The sequence below is a fragment of the Streptomyces sp. NPDC007346 genome (assembly GCF_040703535.1).
In the GTDB taxonomy this organism is placed as follows: domain Bacteria; phylum Actinomycetota; class Actinomycetes; order Streptomycetales; family Streptomycetaceae; genus Streptomyces.
This window is the reverse complement of the sequence record NZ_JBEYKR010000056.1, coordinates 1-20,979: the sequence shown is the minus strand read 5'-3', so window position 1 is coordinate 20,979 and position 20,979 is coordinate 1. Positions and strand designations below refer to the sequence as shown.

Here is a 20,979-nt window from a genome sequence, read left to right as displayed (position 1 = left end):
TGGGGGCGTGCTGACTCGGCGCACAGCCCCTGGTGGGGGGGGCGGCTACCCGATCTCCACCACCCGCGCCCACGCCGGCGGCCCGGGTGGCACGTAGTCGGGGTCGTCCTCCCGCCAGGAGCGGCGCTTGTGCTCCCTGGGGAACAGACCGATGACCGTGCGGCACGGCGGCTGGGTGTCCGGCCACGGTGTCTGGCCGTCGGTCAGGACCACGATGGCGTCGGGCCGGGGGTGTGCCCGGAGGGCCTTGGCGAAGCCCGTACGCAGATCCGTGCCGCCGCCGCCCAGCAGCGGGATGCCCTCGGCGCGGCACAGGGGGTGCACGACCCGGGTCGCCGCGTCGCACGCGAGGACGGTGACCAGGTCGCGGCGGCCGCCCACGGACCGGGAGATGGCGGCGACTTCCAGGAGGGCGCTGCCCAGTTCGGCGTCGCTGACCGAGCCTGAGGTGTCGATGACCACGGAGACCCGGGGCTGTCTGCGGCGCAGGCTCGGCAGGACGACGCCGGGCAGTCCGGCGGAGCGGCGCGAGGGACGGCCGTAGGTGTAGTCCTCCCCCGCGCCCGGCCCCGACGCGGCCGAGCGGACCGCGGCGCCCAGCAACTCCCTCCAGGGCTGCGGAGGATGGAACGCCTCCTCCGCCCACCGCTGCCACCCCTTCGAGGCGTTGCCCGGACGGCCGGTGATGCCCTGAGCCACCCGGAAGCGGACCGCGTCCCGTTCCTGGGCACTGAGCCCGTGCGCGCCGTCGGGGCCCAACTCCCAGTCCCGCTCCAGTCCGTCGGCGCCGCTTCCGCAGTCGAGCCAGGCGAGGTCCTGGGTGCGTGGACCGAGCCGGAACTGACGAAGGTAGTCCTCCATGAGTTCTCCGGGCGGCAGGTGCAGAGTCGACGGGTACACGATGCCTCCCGGCCAGGCCAGGCCGTCGCCGTACACGTCGTCGTTGATCTCGCAGTCGGCGGCGATGTTCATACGCAGCCGCTCCCCGGGACCGGTCAGCCCGCGCTCCCGGGCGACCCGGTCGCTGCGGCCGTGGTGGTCGCGCAGCAGGTGCGACACCTCGTGGACCCAGACCCCGGCCAGCTCCTCCACCGGGGTCCGGGCCACGAAGGCGGGCGAGACATAGCATCGCCAGTACCGGTCGACGCCCATGGTCGGTACCCGCCGTGACTCCACGGTGTGCAGGGCGAACAGGGCCGTCGCCAGGTAGGGGCGGGCCCGGACGGCCTGGAGCCGGGCGGCGAAGAGCTTGTCCAGGTCGAGCGCGCCCGCTGCGTCCACCACCGCCACCGGCCCGCCTTCCCTCGTCGTCACCGGCCCGTCTTCCCCCACCGTCATCGGTCCGCCTTCGCCGTCGCCGCGACCCGGTCCGCCGCCCGGTCCGCCCGCCGGGACAGGGAGACCACCCCGGCGAGGTGTTCGATGGCCGCCGGAACGTCCCAGTCCTCCTGACGCAGCGTGGCGAGGGTGGTCGCGGGGACGACCACCAGGTCCGGGGCCCCGGTCTCCAGCGCCCGGACGAGCAGCGCCCACGCGGCGTCCCAACGCTCCCGGTCCGGGCGGGTACGGACCGCCGCGACCACACCGTCCAGTGCGGCTTGACGGAGATCGCCGCGCTCGGGCAGGTCGGCACCCGCCGGGTCGGCGAGGAGCTCCTCGGGGTCCGGGAGGTCCATCCGGTCCAGGCTCGCCAGCAGCTCCAGCCCCGGGCCGTCCCCCACCGTGCCCCGGACCAGCAGGGACAGCACGTCCCGGGAGGACCCGGCGGCGGTCGCGAAGGCGACCAGGTTCAGTGTCATGTCCCAGCTGCGCGGCGAGGGCCAGGGTCCTCCCCGGCTCGTCTCCGTGGTGGGCAGCCGGTGGACGAGCGTGGGGCGGGCGGAGAGGAGCCCGCACACCGCACGCCGGGCGAAGTCCACGGCCTCGGGCAGCTTCCCCGGATCGAGCCGCGGCAGCGTCGCGCGCGGCCAGGTGCCGGCAAGGCCGCGCACGACGACCTCGTGGTCGTGGGCCCACCGGAGGTGGACGAAGCGATTGGCGAGCGGCGGGCTCAGCTCCCAGCCGTCGGCCGCCGAGGAGCGCGGGTTGGCGGCGGCCACGATCCTTATGCCGGGCGGGAGTTGGAGGGCTCCGATCCGCCGTTCGAGTACGAGGCGGAGCAGCGCGGCCTGGACGGCCGGCGGTGCGGTGGACAGCTCGTCCAGGAACAGCAGCCCGCGCCCCGCCCGCACGAGGCGGACGGCCCAGTCGGGCGGGGCCATCGGGACCCCCTGCTCGGCGGGGTCGTCCCCCACGATGGGCAGCCCGGAGAAGTCGGACGGCTCGTGCACGCTGGCGATCACCGTGGTGAGCGGCAGGTCCAGGGAGGCCGCGAGCTGCGTGAGGGCCGCGGTCTTGCCGATCCCCGGCTCCCCCCACAGGAGTACGGGCAGGTCGGCGGCGACCGCCAGCGTCAGCGCCTCCAGTTGGATGTCGGGGCGCGGTTCGGTGGTGGTGTCCCGGAGGAGGGCCATCAGGGCGTCGGCGACGGCGAGTTGGGAATCGTCGGAAGGAAGGGTGCCAGTAGGCATGGATGATCACCTGAGGGTGTGAGATGAGGACGAATGAGTACGAGGCCGGGGCCGGAGCCCCGGGTCAGCGGACGGCCGTGGCCCGCGGGCGTGGGCGGCGGTCCCCGGGATGCCACTGGTCCGGGCGGTAGCGGGCGGGGCCGGGCCCCAGCAGGCCCGCCCTGAACAGCCCGTAGACGATCCGCCGTTGGGCGGCAGCCTCCAGCTCGTCCCGCAGGGGGCCGCTGCGCAGCGGCGCCTCGGGCCCCAGCAGCCCTTCGACGACGGCCAGCGCGCCGGCGGTGTCTCCGTGATCCAGACGTTCGCGGACACCGGTCAGGCAGTCGGGCCGCCGGTGCGCCGCGTCGATGGCCTGGAGGCAGGGCAGGGGCGTACCGGTGAGCGCGACCAGAAGCTCTTCACGGCGGATCTCGGCCGGGTCGTGGTCCAGCGGGGCCAGCACCCCGTCGACCAGGCCGACCCGGTGCCGGGCCCCACGGCATTCCACGAGGTGTGGCCGCCCTGCCCGGTCCGCCGTCCCCGGCCGGTCCGCCGCCCCTGGCCGGGGCGGTGCCGGATCGGCCGAGGGGCCATCCGGTACGAGGGCCCGTGCGACCAGCGGGTGGAGTTGACCGACACCGATCGCACCGGTGCGGATCAGCTCCAGGTCGGGCACCACCCAGGTGGCCGCGTCCGGCAGCACCGGTGGTGTGGGCGCACCCGGTTCGGGGGGCGTTGCCGCGATGTGTACGGTGGGGGTGCGGGCGCCGCCCGTCGACGGTGCCCCTGGATCCCCGGCGAGGTCGCGCTCGCCTCCCTCCACGGTCACGTCCAGGAGCAGCCTGCGTCGGCCCCCCAGCCGTACACTCACCGGCCCACCGGCTCCCCGCCCCTCGGCGCGGAGCAGGATCGCCGCCTCCGCCGCCCACCGGTCGACGGCGTACGGACGGCCCGGCGGCAACGCCCCCAGCACCTGCGGATCGATCCCCGAAGGGCGATCGGCGGCCGGACGGTCGCCCCCCGAGCGGCTCCGCAGCTCATCGGCCCTGCGGACATCCCACAGGTGGCGGTGCAGGTCCAGGCGGAAGCGCCGGCTCGGACGGGGATGAGGATGGCGGCGGGCGGCGGGCCCGGTGTGCGACCCGTCCCACAGCGCGAGGCTGATGCGCTGCCTGGCATCCGCCCAGCCGGGCGGGGTCCGGACGACCAGGTGCAGCGGGCCCGGCCCGTCGCGCCCGGAGGTGTCGTAGCGCGCCAGCGCGACGGTCAGCCCCGGGCGGAGCAACCCGTCCGGGGCGGCCCTCGGCATATGCCAGCGCAACAGGTCAGGGGCCAGATGGCGAAGGTCGGTCCGGATACGGGCGGCGAGTTCCCGGCCGTGGGTGCGGGCCACGGAACGCAGCTGGAGATCGACGTCGACGCCTGCGGCGGCGCACGCTCCTGCCCAGTCGCCGGCCCTGCGGCGGGCCGTCGCCGTTGCGATCATCGAGGCCGGCACGGCGAATGCGCGCACGCGCGGCCAGAAGGACGGGTGGGAATCCCTGTTCGCGGCTTGAGTGAGCATCAGCACTCACCTTGCGCGGACGGGACCCCCGATCTGTTCGTCGAGTGATTCATCGCGGGAAGCGTAACTCCCGTCGCCGTGATCGGCCAGAGCTTTTCTCACGGACAGGCCGCGCACCCCCGCCGAAACGCGGCCCCCGTCCGTGACGTCGTCGGCTCAGCCGGCCCTCAGAAGAACACCCCGCACCGCAGCAGCACGTTCGCGTACGGGCGGGCCTCTCCCGTCCGTACGACCAGGCGTGCCGTTGCCGTGCGCGCCTTCAGGTCGTCGTGCGGGATCAGGTCCAGGTCCGGGAAGTGGGTGTCCAGGAGGCTTGTGGCCTCCGGGTTGGTGTCGCGTACCTCCAGGGCCGCCGTCGCGCCCTCCACCACCAGCTCGTCGAGCAGGCCGTCCAGTACCTCGGCGAACGACGGAGTTCCGGCGCGGAAGGCCAGGTCGACCACGCGGGGGCCGGGCGGGATCGGCATGCCCGCGTCGCAGACCAACACGGTGTCGCCGTGGCCCAGTTCGGCGATGGCTCCGGACAGGTGGCGGTTGAGGATGCCGGACTTCTTCACAGCGCGTCGACCTCCTCCAGCGTCGGGAAGGACGCCTGCGCACCCTTCGACGTGACGGCCGCCGCCCCCACCCGTACCGCGAAGGCCGCCGCCTCGCGCAAGTCGTCGCCGCGGCCCAGACGCCAGGCCAGGGCGGCGGTGAACGCGTCCCCGGCCCCCGTCGTGTCGACGGCCTCGACCTTCGGGCTGACCAGGTGGTCCAGGGAGTCCGTGCGGCTGTCGGCCACCAGCGCCCCCGCGGCGCCCAGGGTGATCACGACCGAGCGCGGGCCCAGGGCGAGCAGGGCCGGGACCCAGTCGTGCGGGGTCTCGCCCGCTGCCTCGCCGAGGATGTAGCGCGCCTCGTGCTCGTTGACCACCAGCGGGTCGCAGGCCGCCAGCACCTCGTCGGGCAGCGGGGCGGGCGGGGACGGGTTGAGGACGAGGCGGGCCCCGTCACCCAGACCGCGCGCCGTCTGCGCGACCGTGTCCAGGGGGATCTCCAGCTGTACGGAGACCACCCGCGCGGCGGCGATCAGCGGGGCCGCCGCGGTCACGTCCTCGGGGGTGAGTCGGCCGTTGGCACCCGGGGAGACCACGATGCTGTTGTCGCCCGAGGGGTCCACGGTGATCAGCGCGACCCCGGTCGGGGCCCCGCCGACCAGGACGCCCGCCGTGTCGACGCCCGCGGTGCGCTGCGTCTCCAGGAGGAGGCGGCCGTGGTCGTCGTCGCCGACCCGCGCGAGCAGCGCCGTACGGGCTCCCAACCGGGCTGCGGCGACAGCCTGGTTGGCGCCCTTGCCACCCGGGTGGACGGCCAGGTCGGAGCCGAGCACCGTCTCTCCGGGGGCGGGGCGGCGTTCGACGCCGATCACCAGGTCGGCGTTGGCCGAGCCGACGACCAGGAGGTCGTACCGGTCGTCGCCGGGGGCGTTGTCGTGCATGGGGGTGCTTCCTGCTCTCGTCGGTCGGGGCCTCGTGGGAGGGGGCGTGCGGCGGGCGGGGTTCGGGTCCCGCCCGCCGTGGATACGGCCCGGGGTGCGTGCAGCCGCCGTGGATGCGGCCCGGGGTGCGTGCCCCCCCGGGTTCAGGTTCAGCCTGCCGTCAGGAGAAGTCGGCCACGTTCTCGCGCGTGACCACCTTGACCGGCACCTTCACCGTCTTCTCGACCTGGTCGCCCTCCGCCGCCTTGACGGCGTTCTGCACGGCGATCCTGCCCAGCTCGCGGGGCTGCTGGGCCACCGACGCGTACAGCGTGCCGGCCTCGACCGCCTTGAGACCGTCCGGGGTGCCGTCGAAACCGACCACCGAGACGGACCTGCCCGCCTTGCCGCCCAGCGCCTTGACCGCGCCCAGCGCCATCTCGTCGTTCTCGGCGAAGACGCCGGTGATGCCCGGGTGGGACTGGACCAGGTTGGTCATGACGTCCAGGCCCTTGGTGCGGTCGAAGTCCGCGGGCTGCTTGGCGACCACCTTGATGTCCGGGTACGCCTTGAGGCCCTCGGCGAAGCCCGCTCCGCGCTCGCGGCTGGCGGAGGTGCCCGCCGTGCCCTGAAGGATGACGATGCTGCCCTTGCCGCCGAGCTTGTCGGCCAGCGCGTCGGCGGCGAGCTTGCCGCCCGCCACGTTGTCGGAGGCGACGAGGGTGGCGGTGTCGGCCTTGTTGACACCCCGGTCGGCGGCGATCACCGGGATGTCCGCCTTGTTGGCGCTGCGGACACCCGGTCCGACGGCGTCGGAGTCCACCGGGTTGACGATGATCGAGGAGAACCCCGAACTGGTGAAGTTCTGGAGCTGGTTGGCCTGCTGCGAGGCGTCGTTCTGGGCGTCGGTGACGGTGAGGTCGATGCCGGCCTTCTCCGCCTGAGCCTGCGCGCCTTCCTTCATCTGCACGAAGAAGGGGTTGTTGAGCGTCGAGAGGGACATGCCGACCTTCGTCGTGCCCCCGGACGAACCGGAGTTGACGTAGGACACCCCGCCGACGACGACCGCCACGGCGAGCGCCGCTCCGGCGAACCTGAACGCTCCCCTGCGACCGGAACCCGGTGCGCCGGACGCCGTTCCGGCCGAGGAGGCCGCGCCCGAACCGGCCTTGCGGCGCAGCGTGTCGAGCAGGACGGCGAGTGCGATGACGACGCCGATGACGACCTGCTGCCAGAACGCCGAGACCGACAGGAGGTTGAGGCCGTTGCGGAGCACCGCGAGGATGAGCGCGCCGATCAGGGTGCCGGACGCCTTGCCGACGCCGCCGGCCAGGCTGGCGCCGCCGATGACGACGGCGGCGATGGCGTCCAGTTCGTACCCCTGGGCGGCCTGCGGCTGGGCGGAGACGAGGCGCGAGGCCAGGACGATGCCCGCGACGGCGGCGAAGAGGCCGGAGAGCGCGTAGATGACGATCTTCTGGCGCTTGACCCGCAGACCGGAGAGCCGGGCCGCTTCCTCGTTGCCGCCGATCGCGTACATGGAGCGGCCGATGAAGGTACGGCCGAGGATGAGCGCCGTGATCAGGCCCATCGCGATCATCACGAGGACCGGTACGGGGAGCCAGCCGCCGAGCGTGTCACCGAGCCGTGAGACGGATTCGGGGAACGCGATCGGGCTGCCCTGCGAGATGACGAGGGAGAGGCCTCGGGCGATCGAGAGCATCGCCAACGTGGCGATGAACGGCGGGAGTTTGCCGTACGAGACGAGGGCGCCGTTGACGAAGCCGCAGGCGATGCCCGTGACGATCGCGAGCACCACCGCGAGGACGACCGGTACCCCGGCGGACGTCGCCGACCAGGCCAGGACCGTCGCGGACAGGGCCGCCACCGAGCCGACGGACAGGTCGATGCCCGCCGAGACGATGACGAAGGTGACACCGAACGCGAGGATCGCGGTGACGGCCGCCTGGACGCCGACGTTCAGCAGGTTCTGGGTGGTCAGGAAGTCGCCGGAGAGCAGCGACATCGCCACCACCAGGACGACCAGGGCGCTGAGCGCGCCGTTGTCGAGCAGGACGCGGCGTATCACGGAAGTGCCACCTGCGCCCGTGTCACTCTTGAGTGTCTCAGTGGCCACGGGGGCCCTCCTCTTCTTGCTTCTTCGGTGCGGGGTGGTCGTTCGCGTCCGTCACGGCGGTGGAGACCGCGAGGGCCATGACGGCGTCCTGGGTGGCCTCGGCCGCGGGGAGTTCGCCGGCGATCCGGCCCTGGGCCATGACCAGCACCCGGTCGCTCATGCCGAGGACTTCGGGCAGGTCGCTGGAGATCATCAGGACGGCGTGGCCGGATGCGGTGAGTTCGTTGATGAGCTGGTAGATCTCGACCTTGGCGCCGACGTCGATGCCCCGGGTCGGCTCGTCCAGGATCAGCACCCGGGTGTCGGCCAGCAGCCACTTGCCGATGACGACCTTCTGCTGGTTGCCGCCGGAGAGGGTGCGCACGTGCTGGCCGAGGCCGGACATGCGGACACCGAGCTGCTGGGCGATGCGGGCCGCCGCCGTGCGCTGCCCCTTCAGGTCCACGAGCCCCGAGCGGGTCGCGGAACGCAGGGTGACCAGGCCGAGGTTCTCCTGCACGGAGGCGTCCAGGACCAGGCCCTGGCCCTTGCGGTCCTCCGGTACGAGGCCTATCCCGGCGCCCATCGCCGCGGGCACGTCGTGCCGGGCGATCCGCTCGCCGCGTACGTCGACGGTGCCCGCGTCGTAGGGGTCCGCGCCGAAGACCGCGCGCGCCACCTCCGTACGACCGGCGCCGACCAGTCCGGCCAGGCCCACGACCTCACCGGCGTGCACGTCGAAGCTGATGTCGTGGAAGACCCCGTCCCGGGTCAGCCCTCGCACGGAGAGCAACGCCTCACCCGTGTCGGGGCGTTCGCGCGGGTACTGCTGCTCGATGCTGCGTCCGACCATGAGCTGGACGAGCCCGTCCTCGGGCGTGGAGGCGGGCACCTGGTCGATGCTGCGGCCGTCGCGCAGGACGGTGACGCGGTCACCGAGCGCGGCGATCTCCTCCAAGTGGTGGGTGATGAAGATGATTCCGACACCGTCCGCGCGCAATTGCCGCACGATGGCGAAGAGTTTGTCGACCTCTTCGGAGGTGAGCACGGCGGTCGGCTCGTCCATGATCAGAACGCGGGCCTCCAGGCTGAGCGCCTTGGCGATCTCGACCATCTGGAGCCGGGCGATGCCCAGTTCGCGGACCTTGGCGTCCGGGCGCGCGTCGACGCCGACCCGGCGCAGCAGCTTCTCCGCGTCGGCTCGCATGCGCCGGTGGTCGATGAGACCGAAGCGGCGCGGCTGCCGGCCGAGGAAGATGTTCTCGGCCACCGTCAGATCGGGCACCAGGTTGAACTCCTGGTAGATGGTGGCGATGCCGAGCCGTTCGGCGTCCTGCGCGTTGTCGATGCGCACCTCGCGGCCCTCGGCGAGGATCCGGCCGCGGTCGGGGCGGTAGGCGCCGGAGAGCATCTTGATGAGGGTGCTCTTGCCGGCGCCGTTCTCGCCGAGCAGGACGTGGACCTCGCCTCTGCGGAGGTCGAAGTCGACGTTGTCGAGCGCCACCACGCCGGGGAAGGTCTTGCGCAGACCCTCGATGCGCAGCAACTCGTCCGGTGTGTCCACCAGTTGCTTCTCCGGTGCGGTCACCGGTCGCTCCTCTGGTCGGTCGCGTCCCGGCCGCACGAGCGGCGCGCGACGAGACGGGCGGGCAGGGTGACGGACCGCGGGGTCCGTCCCTCGATCAGGTCGGCCAGCGCGCGTACGGCGGCGCGTGCCAGTTCCGCGGTCGGCTGGGCGATGGCGGTGATCGGCGGGTCGGTGTGGACGAACCACGGGATGTCGTCGAAGGCGGCGAGCGCGATGTCGTCGGGGACCCGCAGCCCCCGGGCCCGGATCGCGTCCAGCGCGCCGAGTGCCATCAGGTTGTCTGCGGCGAACACGACCTCGGGCGGCTCGGCCAGGGCGAGGAACCCCTCGGTGGCGCGCCGGCCGCTGGCGGCCTGGAAGTCGCCCTGCCCGATGTAGGCGTCGGGCAGGGCGAGGCCGAGTTCACGCAGGGCGTCCCGGAAGGCCTCGACGCGCTCGTTGCCGGTGGTGGTGGCCGCGGGCCCGGCGATGATCGCGAGCCTGCGGTGGCCGAGGCCGTGCAGGTGGGCCACCAGGTCCTTGACCGCGCCCGTACCGTCGGCCCGGACGACGGGGACGTCGAGGCCCGGGATCCAGCGGTCCACGAAGACCATCGGCGTACCGCTCAGGGCGACCTCCCGCATCAGCGGGGAGCCCCCGTCGGCGGGCGAGACGAGCAGCCCGTCGATCCTGCGGTCGATGAGCGTGCGGATGTGGTGGTCCTGGAGCGCGGGCCGCTCGTCGGCGTTGCCGATGATGACGCTGTAGCCGAGGGCGCGGGCCTCCTCCTCGACGAAGCGGGCCAGCTCGGTGAAGTACGGATTGAGTACGTCACTGATGACCAGGCCGAGGGTGCGGGTCTGCGCGGTGCGCAACGAGCGGGCCACGGCGTTGGGCCGGTAGCCGAGGGCGTCGACGGCGGCGATGACGCGGGCCCTCGCGTCCGCGCTGACGGACGGATGACTGTTCAGCACCCGCGAGACCGTCGCGACGGAGACACCCGCCGCGGCCGCGACATCCTTGATGCTCGCCATGTCCGGACCACCTCCTTGTGGTTTCCGTACACCTCGAAACCAGGGGGGCGGACCGCTCGCGCGATGCCATGGAATCGATTACAGACACGATTGGAATCGATTCCATGGCTGAAAACAAGACCCCTCTCCGTGTCCGAGACCTGATCGTGACAGGAGGGGTGACCGCTGAAGTGGCCGGAGCACGTAGCTACGTGCCCTCCCTGGAGGGCACGCAACGAGGGGCGAACCGTTCGGCGGCAGCCCCGGTGCGAGGCCGGTGCGCGGCGGCCCCTGTCCCGCGCTACGCCGGACAGGGGCCGCCGCCGGAACCGGCTACGCGCTGCGGGTGGGCAGACAGGTGTCGATGACCTCGGCGACGAGGGCGGCGCCGCGGCTGTTCTGGTGGATGTGGTCGGTCGTGAGCACGAGACCTCGGCGCCTCGAGACCGTGTCGAGGCCGCGGCGCAGTACGGCGTGCCGGAGGAGGGCACCGGCACCGGCTGCGGTCGTCAGTTCCCGGTACGGGATCGGCGGCGGGTCCGCTTCGCGCAGCTCCTCGGTCTGGCGTTCGTGGAGTGGGAGGTAGGTCGCCCCGGTGGTGGTGGCGACCTCGGCGATCATCCGGCTGTAGGCGCGCGATGCCTGGGCCGCCGCTCCGTCGAGTTGTTGGCCGAGGACGGGAAGCGACAGCAGACCGATCGTCGCGTCGGTCTCCCTTCGCAGCCGTTCGACGACGGCGCCCAGGCACTGCTGGAACCGGCCGGCCGACGGGCGCTCGGGGAGGCGTTTACGCTTCATGGCCTGCTCGACGGGGTAACCGGCGAGGCTCGCTCGGGCGTCGTTGGTCCCGATCAGCACGGTGATCACGTCGGGCGGGTCCGCGACGACGGGATCGAGGCGCCGCGAGAGGTTGTGGGCGAAGTCGCCGTTGGCAGCGAAGCGGGCGAGCCGCACGTCGCCGGGAGGGTGGCGTCGTTCGAGAAGGTCCAGGTAGTCGACGCTGAGCTGCGCGCGGGTGAGGCTGTCGCCGAGGCACGCGACGCGTGTCGTCACGGCGCTTGCGTGCCGGGCGGGCCGACGTGCTCGGTCGGGCAGGCGTCGGTCCGGGGACGGTGGTCGGTGCCCAGGCCGGCGGTGACGGCCAGGATGGACGCCGGCCCCGCCATGTCGACCGCGTGCCACGCCCCGGCCGGGTTGACGGTGGCCTCGCCCGGCCCGAGCACGACGCGCTCGGGCACCCCGTCCACGTCGCGGGTGACCGTCACCGACCCGCTGAGGCAGACGACCAGTTCGTCGCCGGCCGGGTGGCGCTCCCAGTGGTCGCCGGGGCCGTCGCCGTCGAAGATGGCCACCATCCGGCCCTCTGCGCCGTCCGCCGCGACGGCGGCGCTGTATGCCTGGAGCAACTCCGGGTCCCAGGCGAAGCCCTCGACGGGTTTCGCCCGCGATCCCAGCCCGAGGTGCACGGGGGTGGTCCGCAGGTCGATGGCGTTGCGTTCGTGGTTGACGAGTCTCATACCGACGATCGTCACAGGACGGCGTCCGGGCGGTCTTGAAGGAAAGGGAAGTAGAGGAAAGGGAAGTAGAGGTAGGGGAATCGAAGGGAAGGGAACGGTAGCCGGCGCGATACGCAGCCGGCCGGTGACTACCCGGTCCCGAGGAGGACTTCGCCGCGACGCCAGGCCGTCGGTGACCGGCCCGTGAACTCGCGCCAGTCCCGTACGAGATGGGCCTGGTCGGCGTAGCCGGAGACGGTCGCCACATCGGCCCACGGGAGGGGATCGTGCGCCGTCGCCAGTTCGTGCGCGTGCTCGAAGCGCAGAACGCGCGCGAAGGTCTTCGGTGACAGGCCCACCTCATCGCGGAACCGCTCGGTGAGGTACCGACGGCTCCAGCCCAGCTCCGTGGCGACCGCCCCGACCTGGACGCGGCCCCGCGCCGCGACGAGGCGGCGCCATGCCTCGGCCACCTCGGGGCGCACCCGGGACAGGGGGTCTCCGTCGCCACGGCCGACGGCTCTCAGGAGCAGCTCGTCCAGCACGGCGAACCGCGCGGCCCAGGTCGGCGCCGCCTTGAGCCGGTCGACCAGTTCGACGCCGAGCACTCCGAGAAGCTCGTCGAGCGGGACCAGCCGGTGGGCGAGCGCGGCGGCGGGCATCCCGTAGACGGCGCGGGCACCGAGGGGTGTCAGCGACACCTGCACGCCGTGCTGGCGCCCGTCGTGGTGGATCGCGACGGACCGGCACATCAGACCGCCGGCCACGCTGCCGAACCGGGTGACCGGTGACCCGTCGTCGACGCCTGCCCCGATCCCCAGGGGGTCGGACAGGCTGATCACCGTGGTGAGCACACGGCCCGGCGGACCGCAGTGCACCCCCGCCGGGAACCCGCGCAGGTCGAACCCGATGTACGAGCGGACGTACCGCCGCAGGGCGGGCGCCGGACGTGCGTCGATCCTGGTAGCCGTATGGTCCTGCACCCTCGTCAGTGTACGAACCGGCGAGCCCGGCGAGATCGACCGCTCGAACACATCCACCATGACAACAAAGCCGGTCAAAGCGACGAAGTGTCGCTTTGACCGGCTTCATTTGACCGTTTGGCCTTGGTGTCCGAGGGGGGACTTGAACCCCCACGCCCGATAAAGGGCACTAGCACCTCAAGCTAGCGCGTCTGCCATTCCGCCACCCGGACAAGGTGTCTGTCGTTCGCGGTGTGTTCCCCGCGGCGACATGGAAAACAATACCAGGGGTTCGACGCGCCTTTCACCTGCATATCCGGTGGTCAGTGCGGTGCGGCGGGCCGGTGCGGGCTCGGCCTCCACGGTCCGCGGAGGTCGCGGGGCCACCTTCGCGTCCATGAGTGATCGCGGCTACCGCCGGCCCGTCCGCTGTCTCCCCTGCGTGAGCACCTGCGCGACACGTTCTGGTGCGCGAGGAGATCCGGTGGTGTGTGGCCGGAAGCCCTCAGGTGTCGCGCCGGCTGCTGGCGGGGCTGGACGATCTGTTGCTGCTCGCGCCCGAGGAGCGGCGGCAGCCGCTGGTACGGCATCGGGCGCTGCTCGTCCAGGTCGTGGAGCGCACCGTGGTGGTGGCCGCCGACCGGGAGTTCGCCCTGCTGCCGGACCGGCAGGGCATCGGGTAGCCCTGCCGGTACCGCATATGCCTCGGGTGTCAGTCGCCGCAGCGGCCCTCGCGCAGGGAGTGCAGGTGTTCGCTCGACTTCCGGGCGAAGGCGAGCGACTCCACCGGGTTGTCGTGCTCGGCCTGCCAGTGGTGGTAGGTCCGGCCGTGGTGGGTCCGGTTGGTCACCTTCGACAGGAACGACTTGTAGTCGATGTCGCCGTCGCCGACGTCCGACATGCGGTAGCCGTCGCGCGTCGTCTCGTCGCGGACGCCGTCCTTGACGTGGAAGAGGGGGTAGCGGTCGGGGTGCTTCAGGACGTACTTCAGCGGGTCGAGCGGGGCCTTGGTGCCGTCCGCGCGCCTGCTGAAGCGGAACTGGGCGCAGTACGCCCAGTAGATGTCCAGCTCCAGGTAGACCAGGTCGGGGTCGGTCTCGGCGAGCAGGACGTCGTACAGGCGCACGTTCGGCTTGTCGGTCGCGAAGGAGAACTCCTCGGCGTGGTTGTGCTGGTAGAACTTCATGCCGCGCTTGCGGGCGGCGGCCCCGTACCGGTTGAAGTCGTCGGCCGCCCGCTTCCAGCCGTCGACCGTGGAGCCGTAGCGGAAGGGGCCCGACGCCGTGCCGATGTGCTTGAGGCCGAGGGCCTGGGCGTCGTCCAGGACCTTCTCCAGGTTCTGGGCGAAGGTGTAGGCGTCGGGGTCGTTGTCGTCGTGGTAGCCGACGTGGCTGCCGATCGGGTTGAGGCCGTGGTCCTTGGCCAGCCGCTTGAGCTGGGCCAGGGTGATGGGGCCGGCCGAGCCCTGGGTGTAGCCCGCGAACTCGATCTCGTCGTAGCCGTACCTCTCCAGCTCGGTGAAGACCGGGCCGAAGCCGAGCGTGGAGACCTGGTCGCGGAGGCTGTAGAGCTGGATGCCGAGGCGGCCGGGCGGCAGAACGGGCTTGCCCTTGTCGTGGCCGTGGCCGTGGTCATGACCGTGGCCGTGGTCATGACCGTGGCCGTGGTCCCGGCCGGCGGCCTGGGCGGTCGCCGTGCCGATGATCGTGGCGGCGGTCGCTCCGGCGGCGACACCGAGGATGTTGCGGCGGCTCAGTCTGCGGGCGAGTTCGGTGTCCTTGGAGGTGCGGCTCATGTTCGCGTGACTCCCTTGGGTGACGTGGGTGTCGTGGGTGACGTGGGTGACGTGGGGTGAGCAGTGCGGGTGCCGGGGGCGTTGTCAGTGCAGTCCGGCAAGCTGGAGGAGCAGGGACTTCACTTCGGTGGCCCTGACCCGGCCGGTGAACGCGTGGGGGGTGGAGCAGAGGATGAGCGGACCTTCGTCGTCGCTCGACGGGAGGCGGCCGTGGCTGCCGCGAATAGGTGAGGGGTCCAGGGGGACGACCGCCATGCGGTAGCGCATCCCGAGCTTCTTGCGGGCGACCGCCGAGACGGCCTTGAGCCGTACGTAGGGGTCCTGGGGGTCCATGAAGAGCTCGACGGGGTCGTAGCCGGGCTTGCGGTGGATCTCGACGAGCTGGGCGAAGTCGGGGGCGCGGGCGTCGTCGAGCCAGTAGTAGTACGTGAACCAGGCGTCCTTCTCCGCCACCGCGACCAGCTCGCCGGAGCGGGGGTGGTCCAGGTGGTGCGCCTTCTTGCCCTCGTCGTCGAGGAGCTGGTCGATGCCGGGCAGGTCGGCCAGGGCCGCCCGGGTCGCCTCCAGGTCCTCGGGGCGGCGTACGTAGACGTGGGCGAGCTGGTGGTCGGCGACGGCGAAGGCGCGTGAGGCCATCGGGTCGAGGTACTCCATGCCGTCCTGCGTGTGCACCTCCAGCAGGCCGGCCCGGCGCAGCGCCCGGTTGATGTCGGCGGGGCGGCTCACACGGGTGATGCCGTACTCGGAGAGCGCGACGACCGTACGGCCTTCGGCGCGGGCGTCGGCCAGCAGCGGGGCCATGGCCCGGTCCAGGTCGGCGGCGGCGCGGTGGGAGCGGGGGTCGTCGGGGCCGTAGCGCTGGAGGTCGTAGTCCAGGTGGGGCAGGTAGCAGAGCGCGAGGTCGGGGGTGCGGGTGGCGATGATGTGGCGGGTGGCGTCGATGATCCACCGGGAGGAGACCAGGTCGGCGCCGGGGCCCCAGAAGTGGAAGAGGGGGAACGTGCCGAGCTTGTCGGTCAGTTCGTCGTGCAGGGCGGGCGGCCGGGTGTAGCAGTCGGGTTCCTTGCGGCCGTCGGCGTAGTAGACGGGGCGCGGGGTGACGGTCCAGTCGGTGTCGGCGCCCATCGCGTACCACCAGCAGATGTTGGCGACGGTGTAGCCGGGGTGGGCGCGGCGGGCCGCGTCCCAGAGCTTGTCGCCTTCGACGAGCCCGTTGTGCTGGCGCCAGAGCAGGACGTCGCCGAGCTCGCGGAAGTACCAGCCGTTGGCGACGATGCCGTGTTCGGCGGGCATGGTGCCGGTGAGGAAGGTGGACTGGGCGGCGCAGGTGACGGCGGGCAGGACAGTGGTGAGGGGGGCCCGCGCGCCCTGCTTGCCGAGCGCCGTGAGGTTCGGCATGTGGGCGAGGAGCTGCGGGGTGAGGCCCACGACGTCGAGGACGAGGAGGGGGGTGGGCCCTGTGCGGCCTGCCCTGCCCCCGGTGGCGGAGGTACCGGGAGTGTCCGTGGTCATGGCAGCTCCTTGAGGCCGAGGTCGACCAGGAGGTCGCGGGCGAGGGTGAGTTCGGCGGCGATGCCGTCGGCGAGCTGGGTGCGGGTGCGGGGCCGCAGTTCGGCGGGCAGGGCCTGCCAGGTGTACGTCTCCACCTCCAGGTGCCGGGTCAGCGGCACCGGTCCCCCGACGAGCCGGGCGAGCGTGGCGCGGAGCACGGGGAGTGTGGAGGTGAGCGGGGGCGCGGGCGGTGCGTGCAGGGGTACGTGGAAATGGGCCCGCCAGGGGGTGGAGTCCGGGAGTGCCCCGCCGGCGACCGCCTCGTCCAAGTCGTCGGTGCCGCGCAGACCGGCCGCCGTGCGCGTCCGGGTCTGGTGCAGGAAGCGCGGCTCGGCGAAGGCCGCCAGCGCGGCGCGGACCTCGGGCAGGTGCGGGTGTTCGGCGTGCAGGGCGGCCGAGAGCTGGCTCTTGACCACCGGGACGCCTGCCGCCGTCAGGGCGTCGAGCGCGGTGTCGGGGTCCTCGAAGGAGGTCGCCAGGTGGCAGGTGTCGACGCAGATGCCGATGCGTTCGTGACCGATGGCGGTGAGCGGGGCGATGGCGTCGGTGGTCGTCTCCACCGTGCAGCCCGGTTCCGGTTCGAGGCCGACGCGGATGGACTTGCCGGTCAGCTCGGCGAGGGCGTCCAGGCGCTGGGCGAGCGTGGTGAGGGCGACGCGGGTGGCGGGTGCGGCCCCGGGGTCGGTGTCGTAGGGGGTGCGCCAGGCCAGCGGGAGGGTGGAGATGGTGCCTTCGGTGACGTCGTCGGGGAGCAGGGCCGCCAGCAGCCGGGAGAGGTCGGTGGTGTGGGCGAGGCGGTCGGGTTCGGTCCAGTCCGGCCGGTAGACCCGGTACTTGACCTCGTCGGCGCCGAACCCCTCGTACGGGAAGCCGTTGAGGGTGACCACTTCGAGGCCCCGGCTGTCGAGTTCGGCGCGCAGGGCGCGGAGTTGGGCGGGGTCGTTGATCAGGGCGCGGGCGGCGTCCCTGGCGAGCCAGAGGCCGATGCCGAGCCGGTCCCGGCCCAGGCGGCGGCGGACCGGTTCGCAGTGGTCGCGGAGCTGTGCGCGGACGCCGTCCAGGGTCTCGGCGGGGTGGACGTTGGTGCAGTAGGAGAGGTGGACGACGGAACCGTCCGGGTGGCGGAAGCGCATGGCCTCACTCCCCGCCGCGCAGGATGGAGTTGCCCTCGTGGAGGGCGTCGGGGGCCGGGACGTCCAGGTGGAGGCGGCCGCTCTGGCCGTAGAAGGCGACGGGGTTGCGCCACAGGACCTGGTCGACGTCGTCCTCGGTGAAGCCGGCCTTCAGCATCGCGTCGGCGACCTTGCGGGTCTTGAGCGGGTCGCTCTTTCCCCAGTCGGCGGCGGAGTTGACGAGGATCTTCTCGGTGCCGTGGTTCTTGAGGACGGTGACCATGCGGTCCTCGTCCATCTTGGTGTCCGGGTAGATGGAGAACCCGGCCCAGCAGCCGCTGTCAGTGGCGGCCTTTACGGTGGTCTCGTTGAGGTGGTCGAGCAGGACGTGCTCCGGGGGGAGGTGCGATTCGCGGATGACGTCGATGGTGCGGTGGAGACCGGCGAGCTTGTCGCGGTGCGGGGTGTGGACGAGGGCGGGCAGCCCGTGGTCGGCGGCGAGCTGGAGCTGGGCGGCGAGGGCGTGGTCCTCGGCCGGGGTCATGGAGTCGTAGCCGATCTCACCGACGGCGACGACGGAGTCCTTGACCAGATAGCGGTCCAGGGCGTCCAGGACGGGGGTGCAGCGGGGGTCGTTCGCCTCCTTGGGGTTGAGGGCGAGCGTGCAGTGGTGCGCGATGCCGTACTGGGAGGCGCGGAAGGGCTCCCAGCCGAGGAGCGCGTCGAAGTAGTCGAAGAAGCTGGCGGGCGAGGTGCGGGGCTGGCCGAGCCAGAAGGAGGGTTCGACGAGGGCGCGGACGCCCGCTTCGTACATCGCCTGATAGTCGTCCGTGGTCCGGGACGTCATGTGGATGTGGGGGTCGAAGATGCGCATCAGGACTCCTCCGTGGGGGCGGCAGGCGTGGTCCGTTCGGGTGCCGGGGTGTGCTCGGGCGAGCCCGGCGGGGCGGTGTGTCACCGAGCCGGCTCGGTGAGGGCGAGGGCGGTGTCCAGGCCGGCCGGGACGTCACGGCCGGCGGCGGTCCGCTCGGCGGCGAAGTCGCGCAGCATGCGGGCGAGTTCGCCGTCCCCTCGGGCCCTCTCCCCGAGCCGGGCGACGGAGCCCACCGGCACCCCGGTGAACAGGCACTTCAGTACGGCGTGGCGCCAGGCGTGCGGATCGAGGTGGGCCGCGGCGTACGGGCCGACGGCGGCGGCCACCAGCCGGGTGTCGTTGGTGCGCAGGGCGTCCTCGACGAGCGGGAGGGCCGTGTCACCGAGGTCGAGGCGGTCCAGGGTGAGCAGGACGGCGCGGCGTTCGGCGGCGGTGCCCTGTTCGTAGAGCCGGGTGACGGAGGGCAGGGGGGCGCGGGCCTCGATGAGGAGGAGGGAGCGTACGGAGTCGGCGTGGGCCTGCCCGCAGTGCCGGCCCGCGGCGGCGTAACGCAGTTCCCAGGGAGCGGAGGTGTGCGGGGAGCCGGTCGCCGCGGACGGGGTGGTTACGGGGCCTGCCTCCGCGAGGGGGGCGTGCGGGGCGGCCCGGACGGCATCGGTACGGGCCGCCTGGGCGGCCTCGGCACGGGCCGCGTCGGTACGGGCTGCGTCGCGGGCGGCTGCGTCGTGCGCGGCTTCGGTCAGGGCCTCGTCGAGCCAGGCGCGGGCGGCGGTGTCGAGGTCCGCGTCGAGTTCCTCGCGGGACTTCAGCACGGTGCTCCCCCCTTGGAGGGCACGGCGTCGCGCAGGAAGGCGATGGAGGCGCGGGCGAGTTCGGGGCCGGCGTGCGAGTGGCGGGGCAGTTCGACGACGGTGAGGCCCCGGTAGTCGGCGGCGGCGAGGGCGGCGAGCACGGGCGGGAAGTGGATCTCCCCTTCGCCGAACGGGAGGTGCTCGTGGACGCCGCGCCGCATGTCCTCGATCTGGACGTGCCGGAGCCAGGGGGCGGAGTCCTGGACGCACTGCGCGGGTGGGGCCTCCTCCAGGCACTGGCAGTGGCCGATGTCGAGCGTGAGGCCGAGGGGGCCCGGGTCGCCGAGGAGGGCGCGGAGGTGGTGGAAGTCGGCGAGGGTGGCCAGGAGGTGACCGGGCTCGGGCTCGATGGCGAGGGGGATGCCGGACCGGTCGGCGGCGTCGAGTACGGGGGCGATCGATTCGGCCAGGCGCTTCCAGGCGGTGTCCGGCGAGGTGTCCGGCGGGGTGATGCCGCTGAAGCAGTGGACGGCGTGCGCGCCGAGTTCGGCGGCCACGTCCACGGCACGGACGAGCAGCGCGGTACGCGTGGACCGGGCGTCGGGGTCCGGGTCGAGAAGGGAGGGGCCGTGCTTGCGGCGCGGGTCCAGGACATAGCGGGCGCCGGTCTCGACGGTGACGCGGAGCCCGAGGGAGGTGAGCCGGCGGCCGGCCTGTCGGGTGCGTTCGGCGAGGTCCGGGGCGAGGGGGTCCAGGTGCATGTGGTCGAGCGTCAGGCCGACGCCGTCGTAGCCGAGGTCGGCGAGGAGCCCGAGGGCGTCGTCGAGACGGAGGTCGGTGAGCCCGTTGGTGCCGTAACCGAGCTGGAGGGTCATGTGGGGCTCACCTTCCGGGAGAGGGCGCGGGCGAGGGGGACGAGCGCCATGACGGCGAGGCCGGAGCCGGGTGCTCCGGCACGGGCGGCGAGCGCCGCCTGGAGCGGGATCATGGCCCGGATCCCGCCGCCGACCGCCCGCTGGGTCAGGGCCGGGGACGGGTTGAGGGCCGCGTGCAGGAGGGGGGGTCCCGCGGTACGGAGATAGGCGCCGGTGAAGGCGGTGAGCAGGAGGGGGGCAAGGGCGGGGGCGGTGGTCCGGTGCGGATGGCGCCCCCGGTGTGCTGCGAGGACCGCCGCGCCGAGCGTCGCCGTCGTGGCGAGCACCGCGAGCGGTACGGCGGTGGACCCGCCCTGCGCCTCGTGACGGGACACGGCGGTGACGCCGTAGGTGTGCGCCCCGAGCACCAGGGCCGCGGGAAGAGCGGCGGCCAGGGCGCCGAGCACGGGCCCGGCTCCTCCGGCAACGGTCTCCCGACCGATGGGCGGCAGGGCCCCGACCCGCGCGGGAGGCGTGGCGTACGGCCCCGTACCGGCGACGTTGTCGCGCGCACCGGTCGCGGTCGTCCCTGCCCCGGCCAGCGCTCCTGTCCACGTCGCCGTGACCGTCCTGGTCGCCGTGCCCGCCCCCGTCCCGGTCGCCGTGCGCGTCCCGGCAGCCGTGACCGTCGCCGTCGCTCCCAGCAGCAGGTCCAGGGAGCGGGCCGCGGCCATCGCCGCCGGGCCCGCCTTCGTGTGCTTCAGGTGGAGGTCGTAGGCCCAGACCGTGGCCGCCAGGCCCGTGGCGACCGCCAGCGCCGGGCGGCCGGCCCGCGCCGCGAGGGCCAGGCCCGCCGCCGTCAGCACCCCGGCCGCGCCCAGGGCCGCCGGCGGGCTGATGCGGCCCGAGGGGATCGGCCGGTGCGGGCGGTCGACGGCGTCCTCCTCGCGGTCCGCCCAGTCGTTGAGCGCCATCCCCGCCTCGTACAGGCAGAGCGAGGCGCCGATCGCGAGCGCGGTACCCCGGCCGGGGCTGCGGCCCACCGCCGCGGCCCCGGCCAGCGCGTCACCCGGCACGGAGAACAGCGCGGAGACCCGGAACAGTTCGGTCCAGGCCCGCACCGTGTCCCCTCTCCCGCGCCCGGGGGACGGTCGGTGCCTGTCCGGTGCGGGCGCAGTCCCGCCCGTACCAGACAGGCCGTCATCGGGGGCGGCGGCCGGCCTCCCGCCCCGTACGGCAGGGCCCTGCGGCCCTGCGGGCGCTCCCCGCAGGCCTG

18 protein-coding genes, 1 tRNA gene and 1 pseudogene are annotated in these 20,979 nt (G+C 73.1%); 1 reads left to right on the top strand and 19 read right to left on the bottom strand.

The genetic code is table 11. The features are described 5' to 3' along the window. Positions 1-45: 45 nt before the first annotated feature. The 12 genes from AB0917_RS17000 to AB0917_RS16945 form a co-directional block, all read right to left on the bottom strand. Entirely contained in the window at positions 46-1,290 is a 1,245-nt protein-coding gene (locus AB0917_RS17000) for a VWA-like domain-containing protein (RefSeq protein ID WP_366820343.1), read from the bottom strand. A gap of 44 nt (positions 1,291-1,334) precedes the next feature. Further along, positions 1,335-2,570: a MoxR family ATPase gene (locus tag AB0917_RS16995; RefSeq protein ID WP_366820326.1), complete on the bottom strand. Its 1,236-nt coding sequence runs from the start codon at positions 2,568-2,570 to the stop codon at positions 1,335-1,337. Positions 2,571-2,634: 64 nt separating this feature from the next. After that, entirely contained in the window at positions 2,635-4,113 is a 1,479-nt protein-coding gene (locus AB0917_RS16990) for a hypothetical protein (protein WP_366820325.1), read from the bottom strand. A 167-nt stretch (positions 4,114-4,280) separates the two neighbouring features. Continuing rightward, entirely contained in the window at positions 4,281-4,670 is a 390-nt protein-coding gene (gene rbsD / locus AB0917_RS16985) for a D-ribose pyranase (protein ID WP_366820324.1), read from the bottom strand. Then, positions 4,667-5,593, bottom strand: a complete 927-nt coding sequence (locus AB0917_RS16980) for a ribokinase (RefSeq protein ID WP_366820323.1) — start codon at positions 5,591-5,593, stop codon at positions 4,667-4,669. The genes rbsD and AB0917_RS16980 overlap by 4 nt, the downstream gene beginning before the upstream one ends. Positions 5,594-5,753: 160 nt before the next feature. Continuing rightward, the gene (locus AB0917_RS16975) at positions 5,754-7,709 is read right to left on the bottom strand and encodes a substrate-binding domain-containing protein (RefSeq protein WP_366820322.1); all 1,956 of its coding nucleotides are present in this window, start codon (positions 7,707-7,709) and stop codon (positions 5,754-5,756) included. Beyond that, positions 7,699-9,276: a sugar ABC transporter ATP-binding protein gene (locus AB0917_RS16970; protein ID WP_366820321.1), complete on the bottom strand. Its 1,578-nt coding sequence runs from the start codon at positions 9,274-9,276 to the stop codon at positions 7,699-7,701. The genes AB0917_RS16975 and AB0917_RS16970 overlap by 11 nt, the downstream gene beginning before the upstream one ends. After that, positions 9,273-10,289: a LacI family DNA-binding transcriptional regulator gene (locus AB0917_RS16965; RefSeq protein WP_366820320.1), complete on the bottom strand. Its 1,017-nt coding sequence runs from the start codon at positions 10,287-10,289 to the stop codon at positions 9,273-9,275. Before AB0917_RS16965 ends, AB0917_RS16970 begins: the two co-directional genes overlap by 4 nt. Before the next feature lie 312 nt (positions 10,290-10,601). Beyond that, positions 10,602-11,321: a GDSL-type esterase/lipase family protein gene (locus AB0917_RS16960; RefSeq protein ID WP_366820319.1), complete on the bottom strand. Its 720-nt coding sequence runs from the start codon at positions 11,319-11,321 to the stop codon at positions 10,602-10,604. Continuing rightward, positions 11,318-11,785 carry a cupin domain-containing protein gene (locus AB0917_RS16955; RefSeq protein WP_366820318.1) on the bottom strand — a complete coding sequence of 156 codons (468 nt, stop codon included), beginning with the start codon at positions 11,783-11,785 and terminating at the stop codon, positions 11,318-11,320. The genes AB0917_RS16960 and AB0917_RS16955 overlap by 4 nt, the downstream gene beginning before the upstream one ends. Positions 11,786-11,913: 128 nt before the next feature. After that, entirely contained in the window at positions 11,914-12,747 is an 834-nt protein-coding gene (locus AB0917_RS16950; protein WP_366820317.1) for a helix-turn-helix domain-containing protein, read from the bottom strand. A gap of 124 nt (positions 12,748-12,871) precedes the next feature. Then, positions 12,872-12,959, bottom strand: a tRNA-Leu gene (locus AB0917_RS16945). A gap of 240 nt (positions 12,960-13,199) precedes the next feature. Here AB0917_RS16945 and AB0917_RS16940 point away from each other — a divergent pair. Further along, a pseudogene (locus tag AB0917_RS16940) lies at positions 13,200-13,409 on the top strand (DUF2254 domain-containing protein); the annotation flags it as partial. A 29-nt stretch (positions 13,410-13,438) separates the two neighbouring features. Here AB0917_RS16940 and AB0917_RS16935 read toward each other — a convergent pair. The 7 genes from AB0917_RS16935 to AB0917_RS16905 all read right to left on the bottom strand — a co-directional run bounded on the left by AB0917_RS16935 (position 13,439) and on the right by AB0917_RS16905 (position 20,974). Then, entirely contained in the window at positions 13,439-14,521 is a 1,083-nt protein-coding gene (locus AB0917_RS16935; protein WP_366820316.1) for a sugar phosphate isomerase/epimerase, read from the bottom strand. A gap of 84 nt (positions 14,522-14,605) precedes the next feature. Further along, positions 14,606-16,033 (bottom strand): nucleotide pyrophosphatase/phosphodiesterase family protein, encoded by a 1,428-nt coding sequence (locus AB0917_RS16930; protein WP_366820315.1) that lies wholly within the window; start codon positions 16,031-16,033, stop codon positions 14,606-14,608. After that, entirely contained in the window at positions 16,030-17,205 is a 1,176-nt protein-coding gene (gene eboE, locus AB0917_RS16925) for a metabolite traffic protein EboE (protein ID WP_366820314.1), read from the bottom strand. Before eboE ends, AB0917_RS16930 begins: the two co-directional genes overlap by 4 nt. 4 nt (positions 17,206-17,209) lie before the next feature. Next, the gene (locus AB0917_RS16920; protein ID WP_366820313.1) at positions 17,210-18,058 is read right to left on the bottom strand and encodes a TatD family hydrolase; all 849 of its coding nucleotides are present in this window, start codon (positions 18,056-18,058) and stop codon (positions 17,210-17,212) included. Positions 18,059-18,138: 80 nt separating this feature from the next. Beyond that, complete coding sequence (locus AB0917_RS16915) at positions 18,139-18,870, bottom strand: EboA domain-containing protein (RefSeq protein WP_366820312.1); 732 nt, start codon at positions 18,868-18,870, stop codon at positions 18,139-18,141. After that, positions 18,864-19,724 carry a sugar phosphate isomerase/epimerase family protein gene (locus AB0917_RS16910; protein WP_366820311.1) on the bottom strand — a complete coding sequence of 287 codons (861 nt, stop codon included), beginning with the start codon at positions 19,722-19,724 and terminating at the stop codon, positions 18,864-18,866. The genes AB0917_RS16915 and AB0917_RS16910 overlap by 7 nt, the downstream gene beginning before the upstream one ends. Then, positions 19,721-20,974 carry a UbiA family prenyltransferase gene (locus AB0917_RS16905; protein ID WP_366820342.1) on the bottom strand — a complete coding sequence of 418 codons (1,254 nt, stop codon included), beginning with the start codon at positions 20,972-20,974 and terminating at the stop codon, positions 19,721-19,723. The genes AB0917_RS16910 and AB0917_RS16905 overlap by 4 nt, the downstream gene beginning before the upstream one ends. Positions 20,975-20,979 lie beyond the last annotated feature (5 nt).